Here is a 16,704-nt window from a genome sequence, read left to right as displayed (position 1 = left end):
CTCAGTCTTTCACGGTGTCGACCTCACCCGTCGACTCCGCCACCGGATCGGGGTCGAAGTGGCGGCGCTCGAGACGTTCGATGATCTTCTTCGCGGCGAAGACGAGCAGAAGGAAGACGACGATGGCCCCGACGAACAGGTACCCCGCGAAGTGGAGTCGATCGGCCAGCTCGCGATAGGTGCCCGCCGCCGCTGACGCCACGCTGACGTAGAGGGCGGCCCACAGGATGCAGGCTGGCGCCGTCCAGGCGAGGAATCGTCGGTAGGCGAACCCGCTCATCCCCACTGTCAGCGGGACGAGGGAATGCAGGACGGGGAGGAAGCGGGAGAGGAAGATCGCCGGCCCGCCGCGTCGCTGCAGGTAGCGCTCGGATCGCGCCCACTTGTCCTCACCGATCCACCGACCCAGCCGGGAGCGCCGGATCCAGGGACCGAGGAAGCGCCCGAGGTAGAACCCGACCGTCTCGCCGGCGAGGGCGCCGAGGACGACGACGATCGCGAGGATCACCCCCTCCCAGGGGGACGAGACAGCGGTGGCTGCGACGATGACGATCGTGTCGCCCGGAACGACCAGACCCACGAGGACGCTCGTCTCGAGCATGATGGCGATCCCCGCCAGCACCGTCCGCACGACGGGGTCCACACTCTGGACGGCGTCGAGGATCCCGGAGAGGATCTCGTTCACCCCTTGAGCCTACGGGTCCGGCGTGTCCTCTAGCCTGAGAACATGTCGGTGCACCCCGTGGCCGTCGAGCTCGAGGCGTGGATCGACCCGAGCCAGGCATTCGCCCGGTGGGCAGGGCGCCACGATCACTGCTTCTGGCTCGATGGCGAGGCCACCGAGTCCGGCGGTTGGAGCTGGGTGGGGATCGGCACCCCCGCCGCTTCCGAGGTCGTCACCGCAGCGCCGATCGGCGCGGCCACGACGTCTGCGCAGCGGTGGCCGGCCGGCCGGTTCCGGGGCGGCTGGGTCGGGTGGTTCGGCTACGAGGTGGGCGCCGCCGCTGCGGGAGCGCCGGTGCACCCGGATGCCGCCGACGCGCCGTCATCGCTGTGGCTCCGCGCGTCGCAGTGGTACGCCTTCGATCACTCGCGGCAGCGGGTGTTCTTCGTGCACCACGAAGACATCGCCGAACGCCGTGTCGTGCCCGACGCCCTCCTTCCCGCGGGGGAAGCCCGACCGCGAGACGTCGCCACGCCTGCGACGGCCGTGGCACGCCACGGGGCGGATGAGTACGCCGCGCTCATCGAGAGATGCCGCGCGCACATCCGCGAAGGCGACGCCTACCAGCTCTGTCTCACCACTCGATTCACCGTCGCCGGCCCGCCTGTCGATCCGCTCGAGGTCTATCTGCGGCTGCGCGCCGGCTCGCCGGCCCCGTTCGGTGCACTCATCCGCTCGGGGGACGTCGCCCTCCTCAGCGCCAGCCCGGAACGCTTCCTCGACGTCGAGGGGGCACGGGTGCGGACGAGCCCCATCAAGGGCACGCGGCGTCGGTCGCCCGATCCGGCGGAGGACGCCATCCTGGCTGGCGAGCTCATCGGCGACGAGAAGGAGCGCGCAGAGAACCTCATGATCGTCGATCTGATGCGCAACGATCTCTCGCGGGTGTGCGAGCCGGGATCCATCGCCGTCGACGAGTTGTTCGCCGTCCATTCCTATCGACAGGTCCACCAGCTGGTCAGCACCGTGTCGGGGACGCTTCGCCCCGGCATCCGGGTCTCCGACCTCCTCGCGGCGACGTTCCCGGCCGGAAGCATGACGGGAGCGCCGAAGCTGTCGGCGATGACGATCCTGCATCGGCTGGAGGGTGCGCCGCGCGGGGTGTTCTCCGGATGCCTCGGGTGGATCGGCGAGGACGGCGGACTGGACCTGGCGATGATCATCCGATCGATCGTGGCGCACCCCGGCGGTGCGTACGTCGGCGCCGGCGGTGGCATCACGTGGAGGTCGGTGCCATCGGCGGAGGTCGCCGAGGTTGCGCTGAAAGCCCGCGGCCCGCTCTCAGCGCTCGGCGCCGCCCTGCCCAAGGGCTGGTGACGACACCCGTCCCCGCCTGACCCTGCGGCTCGGCTACCCTGGGAATCTCGCGCTCCGCGCGCTCGATGTCCCGTTCGAGCACCACGATTGGCATCTCTCCGTGAGTCAGACTTCCCCCAGCGACACCACCGCGCCCACCGACGGCAGCGGATACGACCCCTACGCCATCCAGCAGAAGTGGCAGCAGCGATGGGAGTCGGCAGATCCGTTCCGCGCCGGCGACGAGGGCGACACCCGGCCCCGCAAGTACGTACTCGGCATGTTCCCCTACCCCTCGGGCGACCTGCACATGGGACACGCCGAGAGCTACGCCTACGTCGACATCGTCGCGCGCTTCTGGAGGCACCGCGGATACAACGTGCTGAACCCGATCGGATGGGACTCCTTCGGCCTTCCGGCTGAGAACGCCGCCATCCAGCGGGGCGCCGACCCCCGGGAGTGGACCTACGCCAACATCGCGCAGCACAAGAAGAGCTTCCGCGAGTACGGCTCGTCCTACGACTGGAGTCGCATCCTGCACACCAGCGATCCCGAGTACTACCACTGGAACCAGTGGCTGTTCCAGCGGCTGTACGAGCGCGACCTGGCCTACCGCAAGGAGAGCCCGGTCAACTGGTGCCCCAACGATCAGACCGTCCTCGCCAACGAGCAGGTCGTCGACGGACACTGCGAGCGCTGCGGCGCAGAGGTCATCAAGAAGAAGCTGACGCAGTGGTACTTCAAGATCACCGCCTACGCCGATCGACTCCTCGATGATCTGAATCAGCTCGAGGGGTTCTGGCCGCAGAAAGTCATCCGCATGCAGCGGAACTGGATCGGCCGGTCCGTCGGCGCCGACATCGACTTCGAGATCGAGGGTCGCACCGAGAAGGTCACCGTCTTCTCGACGCGTCCTGACACGCTGCACGGGGCGACCTTCATGGTCGTGGCACCCGACAGCGACCTCGCCGCCGAGCTCGCCGCGGGCGCATCCGCGGAGGTGCGCATGCGCTTCCAGGACTATGTCGACACCGTCGCTCGCGAGAGCGAGATCGATCGTCAGAACACCGAGCGTCCGAAGACGGGTGTCTTCCTGGAGCGGTATGCGGTCAACCCCATCAACGGCGAGCGACTGCCGATCTGGGCAGCCGATTACGTGCTGGCCGACTACGGACACGGTGCGGTGATGGCCGTTCCCGCCCATGACCAGCGCGACCTCGACTTCGCCCGTGCCTTCGACCTGCCGATCAAGGTCGTCGTCGACACCACCGCCCCCATTACGGGGGCGATCCCCGTCATCGAGCTCGATGACGACGGCGAGCCGATCATGCCGGAGGACACGGGGCCGAGCCTGGCCGACATCGACCCCGCACAGACGGGTATCGCGCTCACCGGTGAGGGGCGGATGATCCATTCCGGGAGCCTGGATGGTCTGTCGAAGCGCACCGCCATCGCACGCATCATCGAGGAACTCGAGGCCGCAGGAACGGGACGAGCGGCGAAGTCCTACCGGCTGCGGGACTGGCTGATCTCGCGCCAGCGTTTCTGGGGGACGCCCATCCCCATGATCCACACCGACGACGGACGCATCGTGCCGGTGCCCGAATCGGAGCTGCCGCTGCGACTTCCCGACGCGCAGGGGCTCGACCTTGCGCCGCGTGGCACGTCTCCGCTGGGCGGTGCCGAGCAGTGGATCCACACCACCGATCCCGAAACCGGCCGTCCTGCGCGCCGCGACCCCGACACGATGGACACCTTCGTGGACAGCTCGTGGTACTTCCTACGGTTCCTGTCGCCGAACGACGCCACGCAGGCCTTCGCACCGCAGCAGGCCGATCGTTGGGCACCCGTGGACGCCTACATCGGCGGTGTGGAGCACGCGATCCTCCATCTCCTGTACGCACGGTTCATCACCAAGGTGCTGTTCGACATGGGTCTGGTCGAGTTCACCGAGCCCTTCACGAGCCTCGTGAACCAGGGCATGGTGCTGCTCGGCGGGTCGAAGATGTCCAAGAGCAAGGGCAACCTCGTGGAGTTCGCCGCGAGCATGCGCGATCCCGGCGCCGACGTCGTGCGGGTCGCCATCGCCTTCAGCGGCCCGGCCGAGGATGACATCAATTGGGAGGACGTCTCCACGACGGGTGCCCAGAAGTTCCTCGCCCGCGCCTGGCGTGTGGCGAAGGACGTCACCAGTGAGCCCGACGTGGTCTGGGCGGAGGGCGACGTTGCGCTGCGTCGCGTCACGCACCGCCTCCTCGCCGACGCTCCGGGCCTGATCGAGCACACCAAGTTCAACGTGGCCGTGGCGCGTCTGATGGAACTCGTCAACGCCACGCGCAAGGTGATCGACTCCGGAGCCGGACCGGCCGACCCCGCCGTCCGCGAGGCGGCGGAGGCGACGGCCATGATCCTCGATCTGTTCGCTCCCCACACCGCCGAGGAGATGTGGGAGATGCTCGGGTACGCCCCGTTCGTGGGGCTCGTGCCGTGGCGGCATCCCGACCCGACGCTTCTCGTCGACGAGACGGTGACGGCTGTCGTGCAGATCGATGGGAAGGTTCGGGCGACGCTGGAGGTCTCGGCGCGAATCGATTCCGCCGCCCTGGAGGCCCAGGCGCGCGCGAACGAGAAGGTCCAGCGCGCGCTGGCCGGCCGGGAGATCACCCGCGCTGTCGTGCGTCCTCCGAAGGTCGTCAGCTTCAGCACGCACTGAGGTGCCCAGCCACCTCTCCTGCACACCGGCACGCGGCCACGATCCCTCCACGGATCGTGGCCGCCGCCGTTCTCGCCGACCACGCCCGCTTAGCGTGTGACCGTGACGGGAGACGGCGAGGAGGGTCGCGACACCGCCCGCAGACTCGGCCTCGGCGCGGCGGTCGTGGTCGTCCTGGTCGCCGTGGCGATCACCGTCGGCATCGGCGTCTTCCGCAGCGCCCTCGCCCCCGTAGACGAGATCCCCCTGGCATCTGAGACGAGCGGAGAGGCGACGGGGGAGGAGGCGACGCAGACGGCGCCCTCGTCGTCGTCCACGGAGCTCGTCGTGCACGTCGCCGGAGCCGTCGGGAAGCCCGGTGTCTACGTCCTGCCCCCGCAGGCGCGGGTCCTCGATGCTGTGGCCGCCGCGGGTGGGTTCACCGAGACCGCCGAGCCCCGATCCGTGAATCTCGCACGGCTTCTCGCTGACGGCGAGCAGTTGGTCGTCGCCGAGATCGGCGACCACACACTCGAACAGCCGCCGGGTACGGTCCCCGGCGATGCTTCTGCCACCGGCGACGGCAAGGTGAATCTCAACACCGCCGATGAGGCGGCGCTGGACACCCTTCCCCGGATCGGACCCGCCCTGGCCGAGCGCATCATCGCGTGGCGCGAAGCGAACGGACCGTTCACCAGCGTCGACGACCTGCTCGCCGTCTCGGGGTTCGGGGAGAAGATGGTCGAGTCGCTTCGCGATCTGGTCGTCTTGTGAGCACCTCGCCGACGCGGAAGGCGATGAGACGGTGGCGGATGCCGGTGGCCGCCGTCATCGTGTGGATCGCCGCAGCGGTGGCGACTGTTCATCCGCAGGCGGCCGCCGTGATCGCCGCAGCGATGTGGACGACGGCAGTGCTCGCCCTCGCGGCGGCCCTCGCGGCGAGGACGACCTCGAAAGGTCGCCGTGCCGTCCGAGGGCCGAAAGGCCTGTGGCTGGTCGCCGTGGTGCTCGGATTGGCGGCAGCAGGAGTCGCCTCGACCAGCGTCGCACTGGCCGCCCCGACGGTGCGGGAAGCGCAGGAGCGGTTTCCGGCGGGGCGGGGCGTGGAAGCAGAGATCCTCGTCACCGGCAAGGTCGAACGACGCGGCGCCGCGGAGTGGGACTTCGACGCCGTCGCCCTCTCCCTGACCACAGGAGACCCCGCCCTGGCCGGCCTGGGGACGGTCGTGGTGGGCGTCATCATCGCCGATGCCCATCGTGACGTCCTGCCACAGCTCGACGTCGGCGCCCGAGTCCGGCTCGCCGCCGTCGTCGTAAGGCCCTATCCCGGCGACCGGGCCACGCTCGTCCTCCGGGCGCGTGATGAGCCGGCGGTCCTGCGTCCCCCGACGGGTCTCCTCGCCGTGGCGTCGGAGCTGCGGAGCGGACTCGTCACAGCCGTCGACGGACTTCCCGATCCCGGACGAACGCTGATCCCCGGCCTCGCCGTCGGCGATACGAGGCTGGTCACGGCAGATCTCGAGACGGCGATGACCGCATCATCGTTGTCGCACCTCACGGCTGTGTCGGGAGCCAACTGCGCTCTCGTCGTCGGCGTGGCATACGTCCTGGCCGCCGCCCTGGGTCTGCGACGCGGCGCGCGGACGATCGTGTCGCTCATCGCCCTCAGTGGCTTCGTCGTCCTCGTCACTCCGGAACCGAGCGTGGTTCGGGCCGGGGTCATGGCGGCGGTGGCCATGCTGGCCGTGCTCCTCGGTCGCTCCGGGATCGGCCTGGCCGTGCTGAGCCTGGCGGTCGTGGCACTCCTCGCGCTGGACCCCTGGCTCTCCACCTCCCTCGGATTCGCCCTCTCGGTTGTGGCCACCGGCTCGCTCCTCGTCCTCGCTCCGCCGTTGGCGGCCGGGCTCGCACGCGTCCTGCCGGCGTCGCTCGCTCTCATCCTGTCGGTGCCGATCGCCGCGCAGATCGCCTGCGGCCCGCTCCTCGTCCTCATCCAGCCCACCGTTCCCCTCTACGGTGTCATCGCGAACGTCCTTGCCGCTCCGGCGGCACCCGTGGCGACGATCGTCGGGCTCCTGGCGTGTCTTTCCCCGATGATCCCGCTCGTGCAGTCGGGCTTGACGGCCCTCGCCTGGGTCCCCGCCGCGTGGATCGCCGCCGTCGCCGAGACGGCGTCTGCGCTCCCCGGGTCGCAGTCCCCGTGGATCGGCGGCGTAGGCGGTCTGCTGACGTTGGCTGCCGCCGGCGGTGCGATGTGGATCCTCGTGGCGATCGGCCCCCGTCGGCGGAGAGCTGTCGGGGCCCTTCGCCTCATCTCGGGCCTTGCGCTCGCCCTCGTCCTCGGTATCGTCTCGGGAACCACCGCGCTCCGCACCCTCGCGGGGCCCCTCACCCTGCCCGGAGCCTGGAGCGTCATCGCCTGCGACATCGGGCAGGGCGACGCCGTCCTCGTCCGCTCGGACGGGGAGGTCGCCCTCGTCGACACCGGGCCCGACCCCGTGGCGCTGGGGGCGTGTCTCGATCGGGTCGGCGTCGACCGCATCGATCTGCTCGTGCTCACGCACTTCGACATCGACCACACCGGGGGCGTGGAGGCCGTCGTCGGACGTGTCGGCACCGTCATCCACGGTCCTCTCGACGGGGTGTCGGCTGCTCGGGTGCGTTCAGCCCTCGTCGCCGGCGGCGCCGAGGTCCGAGAGGTCCATCAGGGCGTGTCGGGTCGCCTCGGCGCGGCGAGCTGGCGAACTCTCTGGCCGCGCGAGGACTCGCCCGCCTTTCCTCCCGGCAACGACGCCAGCGTGGTGATCGACGTCCGGGGCGCCGGGATTCCGAGCCTTCTGCTTCTGGGCGACCTCTCGGCGGCGCCGCAACGGGCGTTGGTCGCCGACGGCGTGCTGGCCGATTCCTATGATCTGGTGAAGGTCGCCCATCACGGCAGCGCCGATCAGCACGTTCCTCTCTACGACGACGTCGATGCTGCGGCGGCGCTGATCACGGTGGGACGGGAGAACCGCCACGGGCACCCTCGGGAGGACATCCTCCATGCGCTGGCGGCAACGGGGACGGCGGTCGCGCGAACGGACGAGGACGGCCTGGTCGCCCTCTGGCTCGACGACGATCGGCTGCGGATCTTCCGCGACGCCGGACGCGCGGCGTCGGAGGGCACTGTCGGCGGTCCTCGCTAGGCTGGATCGCATGCCGGCCCGCTCCTCGTCTCGCTCGGCTGCCCGCTCATCGGCGCCGCGCAGCGCCATCCCGCAGCTGTCCTGGCGCGATCCGCAACCCGCTCCGATCGTCCTCGTCTCGGGCCCGGAAGAGGTCTGCGCCGAACGGGCCATCGCGGGCCTCCGCGACTACCTGCGCGCAGAGGACGCGAGTCTGGAAGTGTCCGACATCCGGGCAGACGACTACGCGGCCGGGTCGCTCCTGGCTCTGACCTCCCCGTCCCTGTTCGGTGAGCCTCGTCTGGTGCGCGTCTTCGGTGTGGAGAAGTGTTCCGACGCCTTCCTCACCGAGGCCCTGGGCTATCTCTCCCACCCGCAGGACGGGGCGACCGTGCTCCTGCGCCACACCGGCGCCAGTGTACGGGGCAAGAAGCTGCTGGATGCCGTCCGGGCGGGACAGGGCGGTGGCGTCGAGATCGCCTGCCCGGCGCTCAAACGGGAGTCGGACCGTTTCGACTTCGCCGCGGCCGAGTTCACCCAGGCGCGCAAACGGATCGCACCCGGTGCGCTCCGCGCCCTGGTGTCGGCATTCGCCGACGACCTCACGGAGTTGGCGGCCGCATGTCAGCAGCTCATCTCCGATGTCGCCGACGACATCAACGAGCAGACCGTCGTGCGTTACTACGGCGGTCGCGTCGAAACGTCGGCGTTCACCGTCGCCGACACCGCCATCGCCGGCCGCTACGGCGAGGCGCTCATCGCCCTCCGCCATGCCCTCGCCTCGGGGGCCGATCCGGTGCCCCTCGTCGCGGCGATCGCGTCGAAGCTGCGCACGATGGCGCGGGTCGCAGGACACCGCGAGCCATCGTCGGCGCTCGCGGCGCGACTCGGTCTCAAGGATTGGCAGGTCGACCGCGCACGACGCGACCTGTCGGGGTGGTCGGAGTCGACACTTGGGATGGCGATCCAGGCGGCCGCCCGAGCGGACGCGGAGGTGAAGGGTGCATCGCGTGACCCCGTCTTCGCCCTGGAGCGCCTGGTCACCGTGATCGCCACCCGCGAGCCGTTCGCCGGCGCACCCCGCTGATACCCACGAAGACGACCACGGCCCGTTCGTCATCGCACAGACGAACGGCCCGCCTCCGAGGAGACGGGCCGTTCGATGTCTACGAGGTCAGAGCGATGCGACCTGCTTCGCGATCGCCGACTTGCGGTTCGCGGCCTGGTTCTGGTGGATGACACCCTTGCTGACGGCCTTGTCGAGCTTCTTGGTCGCCTTGGCCAGCGCCTTCTCGGCGGTGGCCTTGTCGCCGGCGGCAACGGCCTCACGCGTGCGGCGGATCTCGGTCCGCAGCTCGCTCTTCACGGCCTTGTTGCGCTCGCGCGCCTTCTCGTTGGTCTTGTTGCGCTTGATCTGCGACTTGATGTTCGCCACGTGTCGACGTTCTTTCGTTCGGAGGTTGGATGAGAAGCCCGGCGACAGGAGAGGGCCGTCGCGAGGCGGTCGTGAGGGCGAACCCACACGCAAGCCAAACAAGGAGTCTACCAGGTCAGGTGGGGGGTCCCTTTCCACCGTCCCGCTCGAGCGTGGCGACGGCAACCCCCAGCAGGGCGTTGAACACGCGCGGACGCATCGCGGTGACGAGGTGACTGGTCCGCGGTACGACGATGAGCTCGGCGTTCGGCGCGATGCGCATGAAGAGCCGCTCGTTCACACGCAGCTGGTCGTACTGACCGTTGACGAACCACAGCGGCACCGCGATGCGGCCGAGGGCCGTGAGGAGATCGAGGACCGACAGGCTTCGCAGCGCCACGTCCTGGGCGTCGAAGGCGTATCCGCCCGCGCCGAAATCCGGCCGCGTCTCGTGGGGGAGGGTTCGGTCCAAGACGAAGTTGGTCAGCCACATGCCGCGATCTGGAAGGGCGTCGAAACGTCGGGCGAGGAAGCGGTACGTGGCCAGTCCCACGCCCCGCGGAATCGCGGTGCAGGATGCGGCGACGAAACCTGCGACCGGCGGAGGGTCTTCCTGCCCGACGTAGTCGATGCTGACGAGGCCGCCCATCGAGTGGGCGACGAGAAGCACGGGCCCGCGGGCGGCCGCCTCGCGGACGGCGCGGTCGATGGTCTCGAACGCGCCGTCGAGCGTGAACATCTCGCCGCGGCGGGTGCCGTGCCCGGGGAGGTCGACCGCCGTCACGGCGACATCCCGAGACCGGAGGTATTCGACCTGCGCCCGCCACATGGTGGCCGACGTTCGGATGCCGTGGACGAGCACGACCTGGACCCCCATGCCATCCACGATAGGGTCGGCGCGCCGTCGACCACGACGGCCCCCGCCGGGAAGGCGAGGGCCGTCGTCTCTGAGGGTGCGTCGTCAGATCACTGCTCGGCGGGCAGAGTCCGTCGGCGCAGGGCGAAGAACACCCCGCCGGCGACCAGGAGCAGTGCGCCACCGAGTGCGACGCCGAGCGGCAGCTGCGCACCGGTCACGGCGAGCGGGTCGCCCGCCTGGTTTCCCGCGCCCGGCTGACCCGGCGTGCCCGGCTGACCGGGCTCGCTCGGAGTACCGGGCTCGCCCGGCTCGGTCGGCAGATCGGTCGCCAGGATCGCGCGGCCGAGCGGTGCGGGATCGACCGTCTCGAACGCCTGGAAGTAGGCCAGGGTGGCATCCAGGTCGATCTGGCCGGTGTCGGTCCGGTCGGTCCCCTCGGTGAACGTCGGGAACCCGTCGCCGCCGTTGGCGAGGAAGGAGTTCGTGACGACCGTGAAGGTATCGGTCGGCTCGATCGGCTCGCCCTGGTAGCTCATCGAGACGATGGTCCCCGATCGGGCGACCGTCTGACCTGCCGCCGGCTCGCCCTCGACGTACTCGTAGCTGAAGCCCTCCGACACACCCAGGTGCAGCTTCGGACGATCGCCCGTCGCCTTCCACTGCTGCGTCAGGATCTCCTCCAGCTGCGCACCGGTGAGGGTCACCGTGACCAGTGTGTTCGCGAACGGCTGGACGTCGGCCGCCTCCTTGTATGTGACGACTCCGTCCTCGCCGACCAGCAGATCGGCGCGCAGACCACCCGGGTTCATCAGCGCGATCTGGGCCGGCGTGCCGCCGAAGGCAGGGTTCTCGCTGGTGGCCCAGAGGTAGACGTCGGCGACCCAGTTGCCCATCGACGACTCCACGCCGCGATCGGCGCCCGGAGGCGTGCCGCCACGGAGGATGTCACCGGTGATCGATCCGATCGGGGCGGACCCGAGCTCGTCGGCGGTCTCGACGTAGCCGGCGACCTGAGCGGCGATCTCCGCGTCGGCGGGGAAGGCGTCCTTCAGCGGGAAGGTCGTCCCCTCGATCGAGATCAGCTCATCGGCCTCGACGTCGTAGCTCAGCGAGAGCTGACCCATCGCCTTGCCGTACTCCGAGGCCTGGATGACCGGACGAGTCCGGTCGGTCCCGTCCACGGGAACCTCGCACGCGTACGTCTGGTGCGTGTGGGCCGAGACGATGGCATCGATGAGGGGCGAGGCGCCGGTTGCCAGGTCGCCGAACCCGTCGGCGTCGGCAGCGAGCTGCGCGCAGTCGCCGGTCGCCGCGCCTGAGTGGGTCAGCAGCACGATGACGTCGGGGTCGACGGTGTCGGCCAGTTCGTCAGCCACGCGGTTGGCGGCCTCCAGCTGGTCACCGAACTCGATGTCGGAGATGCCGGAGGGGTCGACCATCGTCGCCGTGTCGGGAGTCACGGTGCCGATGAAGGCCACGCTCACCCCGTCGATCTCGCGCAGCGCGTACTCCGGGAGCACCGGGTCGGTGGTGCCGGCGGCGTAGACGTTGGCACCCAGACCGAAGTCCTGGCCGGCCAGGCGCTCAGCCTCGGTCACGTTCTCGGGGTCGGTGTTGCCGCCGTAGCGCGGGAGCACACGGTTCAGCAGGTCATCGAAACCGCGGTCGAACTCGTGGTTGCCGACGACCGAGAGGTCCAGACCCGAAGCCACCAGCGTGTCGATGGTCGGGTTGTCCTGCTGGATGAACGACGTGAAGGTCGACGCTCCGATGTTGTCCCCGGCCGAGACGAACAGGGTGTTCGGGTTGTCGGCCTTCTTCGCCTCGACCGCACCCGCGATCACGGCAGCGCCCGCCTCGGCACCGGAGGGGTTGGCCTCCAGGCGACCGTGGAAGTCGTTGATCGTGAGGATGTCGACCTCGACGGGCGCGGTGGCCCCGGCGCTCAGCCCGACCTTGATCGGGTCATGGTCGCTCGAGCGGTACGGGTCGTCGGCGTGGAACTCGGTGCCGTGGTACCCGAAGCGCGAGTACTCCAGGGCGAGTGCCTCGCCGGCGTTGATGTTCCAGACGTCGGCGCCGGTCTGGCGGGCGGCAGCGGCGTCGTTGACGAGGATGTGGTCCAGCGACCCCGAGAGCCCCTGGAACACGTAGCTGTACTCGTCGCCCTGCTCCGCGTCCGAATAGCCCGCCTCGTAGAGGACCCGCATCGGGTCTTCCTGCCCGTAGGAGTTGAAGTCACCCGCGAGGATGACGGACTCGGTGTCGCCCTGGATCTCGTCGACCCACTCGGCCAGCGCCGTCGCCTGTCGCACGCGCGACTCGTTCGAGGTTCCCTGGCCGTCGCCGGCGTCCGCGTCACCCGGCCACGGACCGACCGATCCCTTCGACTTGAAGTGGTTCACGACGAAGAGGAACTCCTCGCCGTCGTCGACCGGCGCGAACACCTGGCCGATGGGCTCGCGCGCGTTCTGGAAGGCGCCGTCCGCTCCCGACTCGTCGCCGAGCGCACGGGCGTCACCGACGGTGACCACCTCGGCGGGCTGATAGATGATCGCGTTGGTGATCACGTCCAGTCCCGAGGCGTCGGGGAGCTCGTCCGAAGACGCGACGAAGTCCCAGCGGTCGGTGCCGGCGTCGGCATTCAACGCGTCGACGAGGCTCGACAGCGCCTCATCGGTCGCCTCGCCGAGGGCGGCGGAGTTCTCGATCTCCATGAGGCCGACGACCGAGGCGTCGAGCGCGTTGATCGCCGAGACGATCTTGGTCTGCTGACGCGCGAGATCGGCGTCATCCCAGGCTCCGCGCTGGTCGCATCCGTCGCGCACGTTGTTCAGCTCCGAGCCATCGGGGCTCTGGAACGCCGTGCACGAGGAGCTGTCGGTGCCGAGGGTGGTGAAGTAGTTCAGCACGTTGAAGGATGCGACGCTGACGTCGCCGCCGACCTCGTCGGGGGCGACGGTGCGGACGTCTTCGAACTCCACGCCGTCACCCGCGCCCGATCCGTCACCGGTGAGGGGTGAGGTCGGGTTGAGCTTGAACGCGTTGTTGCGATAGTCGACGATCACCGGCTCGGTGAAGGTGACCGAGGCCCCCACCACGACCGGCTCGGTGAGCGAGACGTAGGGCGGAGTGAGTGCGGCGTTGGCGGCGGAGAGGAAGTTCGTGCTTGCGCCGTCGTCGAGGACGACGCGACGTGCGGCATTCTCGGCGGTCACTGCGGCGGCCTCGGGCGAACCGGGGAGCGCCACCTCGGTGGGCTGCACGAGCGGGCCGTCGCCGAAGGCGAGGGGAACCTCGCCGTACTGGTTCGTGCCGTAGGTGTCGGTGACGGTGAACGCGCCCTCGGGCTGGATCAGCATCGACTCGAGCGCTTCGCGACCCGTGTCGTCGGCCGGCCATCCGGTGACGAGCGGCGTGACCGGTGCGTCGTCGGCGATGACCTCGACACTGCCGGTGCGGATATCGACCTGGGTGAGGCCGTTGAACTCGGTGGCGAGCCCCGTCACGCGCACCGTCTGACCCTCGGCGACCTGACCGACCGTGCTGGGCGCGTAGACGAAGACCGCGTCGGACGCGGTGCCCTCTGCGGCGCCGGTGCCGGGCGTCTGGATGACGAAGCCTGCGAGGCCTCCGGTGGGGTAGTGCGCCGTGACGACGCCCTCGGTGACCACGGTCTGGCCGTTCAACGGCGTCGAGGCGCCGGTGCCCTGGATCTCGGCGATCGTGACCGCCTCGGGGCCGGTCGGTTCCGGCTCCGGGTCGGGAGTGGGCTCCGGGTCGGGAGTGGGCTCAGGGTCGACATCGCCCCCGGCGCCCTCGGGCGTCGGGGTGCCCGCGGTGAAGTCGGCAGCGTTGACCGCGGTGTGCGAGCTCTCGGCATCGCGCGAGATGCTCGTGGCATTCGTCGTGGCAGGCGCCGGCCCCCCGGCGGAGTCGGTCGCGCCGCCCCAGCCGACATAGTCGACGACCTGATCCACGGCCGCCATGTTCGTGCCGCCCGACAGCGCCTCGGCGGAGTCGACGAGCGCGACCTTGCCACGCTCGCCCGACATCGCGATGGTCCCCTCGACATCGGCGTCGAACCCGGGGAGGGCAGTGTCTCTTCCGGTCGCCTGACCGACGAGCACCTTCCCACCCGGCTGGATCGTCGTCCCCGTCAGCGGAGTGACCTGCCAGCTGTCGCCCCCGGCGGACGCGTACTGCACGCTCCACGACCCGAGGTCGACGGCGGTGTCGCCGGTGTTGACCAGCTCGACGAAGTCGCGGTTGAACGCCGCGCCGCTGTTGCCGCCGCCGCCGTAGACCTCGTTGATGAGGACGGTGGCGTCCACGCTCACCGCGGCCTGCGCGGGCAGGGCGAGACCCGCACCACTCAGGGCGAGGGCTCCCGAGAGGAGACCGACGCCGAGCGTCCGGGCCCTTCGTCTCGGTCGGCGTGGCGTGGGGGATAGGGCACCGGATGTCACGGTCACAGACACTCTCCTGGTTTCGTATGCACAGACGAACAGCGTCCCGAGCACGACGAGACCATCGTCCGGGGGCACGCCGTTCGATCCTTACCGAATTCCCGATCGCGTGGATGACGCCTGTGGAAACTCCACGTGACACTTCGTGCGAGGGCGGCTGCCACCGGCATCCGCTCCTCTTCTCCGGCGGCGCAGGCGGCCGGCTGGTCGCCCGTAGAATCGAGGGAATATGTCCCCGCGCGCCCTCCAGCCCCTCGAGCCCAGTGCGACTCCGCCCGAGCTCATCCGGAACTTCTGCATCATCGCCCACATCGACCACGGCAAATCCACCCTGGCCGACCGCATGCTGCAGATCACCGGCGTCGTCTCCGATCGCGACATGCGCGCGCAGTACCTGGATCGGATGGACATCGAGCGCGAGCGCGGCATCACGATCAAGAGCCAGGCGGTGCGGATGCCTTGGGCCACCGATGCCGGCACCTACGCCCTCAACATGATCGACACCCCCGGTCACGTCGACTTCACCTACGAGGTGAGCAGGTCACTGGCCGCGTGCGAGGGCGCGATCCTGCTCGTCGATGCCGCACAGGGGATCGAGGCCCAGACCCTCGCCAACCTCTACCTGGCACTGGAGAACGACCTCCACATCATCCCCGTGCTCAACAAGATCGACCTTCCCGCCGCCGACCCCGAGAAGTACGCCGCGGAGCTCGCGGGACTCATCGGCGGCGACCCCGATGACGTGCTGCGGGTCAGCGGCAAGACCGGCGCGGGCGTCGAGGAGCTCCTCGACCGCATCGTCGAGCAGATCCCCGCACCGCAGGGGAACGCCGACGCTCCGGCCCGCGCGATGATCTTCGACTCCGTCTACGACGCCTACCGCGGCGTGGTCACCTACGTCCGGATGATCGACGGCAAGCTCCAGCCCCGCGAGCGCATCCAGATGATGTCGACCCGGGCCACGCACGAGCTGCTCGAGATCGGGGTGTCCAGCCCCGAGCCGATTCCGACCCGCGGCCTCGGTGTCGGGGAGGTGGGGTATCTCATCACCGGCGTCAAGGACGTCCGGCAGTCCAAGGTCGGCGACACGATCACCGATCAGCGCAAGCCTGCCACCGAGGCCCTCCCCGGCTACACCGACCCGAAGCCGATGGTGTTCTCCGGCATCTACCCGATCGACGGCAGCGACTACGCCGAGCTTCGCGAGGCCCTGGACAAACTGAAGCTCTCCGACGCCTCGCTGCAGTACGAGCCCGAGACCTCCGTAGCGCTCGGCTTCGGTTTCCGCTGCGGATTCCTGGGCCTGCTGCACCTGGAAATCATCACCGAGCGGCTCTCGCGCGAGTTCGGGCTCGACCTCATCACCACCGCCCCCTCCGTCACGTACGAGGTGCACACCGACACCGGCGAGACCATCTCGGTGACGAACCCCAGCGAGTACCCCGACGGCCGGGTCGCGGAGGTGTCCGAGCCCATCGTGAAGGTCGGCATCCTGCTGCCGAAGGACTACGTGGGAACCGTGATGGAACTCTGCCAGTCCCGCCGCGGAGCACTGCTGGGTATGGACTACCTCAGCGAAGACCGGGTGGAGCTTCGCTACAACATGCCCCTCGGTGAGATCGTCTTCGACTTCTTCGACCACCTCAAGAGCCGCACGCAGGGCTACGCGAGCCTGGACTACGAGCCCGCCGGGTCGCAGACCGCAGACCTCGTGAAGGTCGACATCCTGCTCCAGGGCGAGAAGGTGGATGCCTTCAGCTCGATCGTGCACCGGGAGAAGGCGTACGCCTACGGCACCATGATGACCGAACGACTGCGCAAGCTCATCCCGCGTCAGCAGTTCGAGGTGCCGATCCAGGCCGCGATCGGCGCCCGGATCATCGCGCGCGAAAACATCCGCGCCATCCGTAAGGACGTGCTGGCCAAGTGCTACGGCGGTGACATCACCCGCAAGCGCAAACTGCTCGAGAAGCAGAAGGAGGGCAAGAAGCGCATGAAGATGGTGGGCCGCGTCGAGGTGCCGCAGGAGGCCTTCATCGCCGCGCTCTCGGGGGATGTCGAGGGGAAGCAGAAGTAGGCTGTCAGC

Annotated in this window: 10 protein-coding genes; 6 read left to right on the top strand and 4 right to left on the bottom strand. The window is 69.4% G+C overall.

Annotation, left to right across the window (positions count from 1 at the left end; genetic code table 11):
* Position 1: 1 nt before the first annotated feature.
* A complete protein-coding gene (locus V6S02_RS06925; protein ID WP_124293328.1) occupies positions 2-685 on the bottom strand; it encodes a DedA family protein in 684 nt (227 codons plus the stop codon).
* A 42-nt stretch (positions 686-727) separates the two neighbouring features.
* Here V6S02_RS06925 and pabB point away from each other — a divergent pair, with 42 nt between their 5' ends.
* The 5 genes from pabB (at position 728) to holA (ending at position 8,963) form a co-directional block, all read left to right on the top strand.
* Positions 728-2,041 carry an aminodeoxychorismate synthase component I gene (gene pabB / locus V6S02_RS06920; RefSeq protein ID WP_336400316.1) on the top strand — a complete coding sequence of 438 codons (1,314 nt, stop codon included), beginning with the start codon at positions 728-730 and terminating at the stop codon, positions 2,039-2,041.
* 100 nt (positions 2,042-2,141) lie between these two features.
* Positions 2,142-4,733, top strand: coding sequence for a leucine--tRNA ligase (gene leuS / locus V6S02_RS06915; RefSeq protein ID WP_336400315.1), 2,592 nt, complete (start codon positions 2,142-2,144; stop codon positions 4,731-4,733).
* Positions 4,734-4,835: 102 nt separating this feature from the next.
* Positions 4,836-5,486 (top strand): helix-hairpin-helix domain-containing protein, encoded by a 651-nt coding sequence (locus tag V6S02_RS06910; protein ID WP_164478178.1) that lies wholly within the window; start codon positions 4,836-4,838, stop codon positions 5,484-5,486.
* A gap of 38 nt (positions 5,487-5,524) precedes the next feature.
* The gene (locus V6S02_RS06905) at positions 5,525-7,897 is read left to right on the top strand and encodes a ComEC/Rec2 family competence protein (RefSeq protein ID WP_336400314.1); all 2,373 of its coding nucleotides are present in this window, start codon (positions 5,525-5,527) and stop codon (positions 7,895-7,897) included.
* Between the two features lie 10 nt (positions 7,898-7,907).
* Positions 7,908-8,963 carry a DNA polymerase III subunit delta gene (holA, locus tag V6S02_RS06900; RefSeq protein WP_124293323.1) on the top strand — a complete coding sequence of 352 codons (1,056 nt, stop codon included), beginning with the start codon at positions 7,908-7,910 and terminating at the stop codon, positions 8,961-8,963.
* A gap of 87 nt (positions 8,964-9,050) precedes the next feature.
* Here holA and rpsT read toward each other — a convergent pair whose 3' ends face one another.
* The 3 genes from rpsT to V6S02_RS06885 all read right to left on the bottom strand — a co-directional run bounded on the left by rpsT (position 9,051) and on the right by V6S02_RS06885 (position 14,624).
* Positions 9,051-9,311 carry a 30S ribosomal protein S20 gene (rpsT, locus tag V6S02_RS06895; protein ID WP_124293322.1) on the bottom strand — a complete coding sequence of 87 codons (261 nt, stop codon included), beginning with the start codon at positions 9,309-9,311 and terminating at the stop codon, positions 9,051-9,053.
* A gap of 115 nt (positions 9,312-9,426) precedes the next feature.
* Positions 9,427-10,167 (bottom strand): alpha/beta fold hydrolase, encoded by a 741-nt coding sequence (locus tag V6S02_RS06890; protein WP_336400313.1) that lies wholly within the window; start codon positions 10,165-10,167, stop codon positions 9,427-9,429.
* Between the two features lie 89 nt (positions 10,168-10,256).
* Positions 10,257-14,624 (bottom strand): ExeM/NucH family extracellular endonuclease, encoded by a 4,368-nt coding sequence (locus V6S02_RS06885; RefSeq protein ID WP_336400312.1) that lies wholly within the window; start codon positions 14,622-14,624, stop codon positions 10,257-10,259.
* A gap of 223 nt (positions 14,625-14,847) precedes the next feature.
* On the opposite strand from V6S02_RS06885, the gene lepA reads away from it, so the two are divergent.
* Entirely contained in the window at positions 14,848-16,695 is a 1,848-nt protein-coding gene (gene lepA, locus V6S02_RS06880) for a translation elongation factor 4 (RefSeq protein WP_124293320.1), read from the top strand.
* The last annotated feature ends 9 nt before the right edge of the window (positions 16,696-16,704 follow it).

It is taken from the genome of Microbacterium sp. CCNWLW134 (genome assembly GCF_037083565.1).
Lineage (GTDB): Bacteria > Actinomycetota > Actinomycetes > Actinomycetales > Microbacteriaceae > Microbacterium.
This window is presented reverse-complemented; position numbering and strand designations above follow the sequence as displayed.

Coding starts and splice junctions, on each gene's coding strand:
- holA (WP_124293323.1), top strand. CDS start 7,908: ATGCCGGCCCGCTCCTCGTCTCGCTCGGCTGCCCGCTCATCGGCGCCG.
- V6S02_RS06890 (WP_336400313.1), bottom strand. CDS start 10,167: ATGGGGGTCCAGGTCGTGCTCGTCCACGGCATCCGAACGTCGGCCACC.
- V6S02_RS06905 (WP_336400314.1), top strand. CDS start 5,525: ATGCCGGTGGCCGCCGTCATCGTGTGGATCGCCGCAGCGGTGGCGACT.
- pabB (WP_336400316.1), top strand. CDS start 728: ATGTCGGTGCACCCCGTGGCCGTCGAGCTCGAGGCGTGGATCGACCCG.
- lepA (WP_124293320.1), top strand. CDS start 14,848: ATGTCCCCGCGCGCCCTCCAGCCCCTCGAGCCCAGTGCGACTCCGCCC.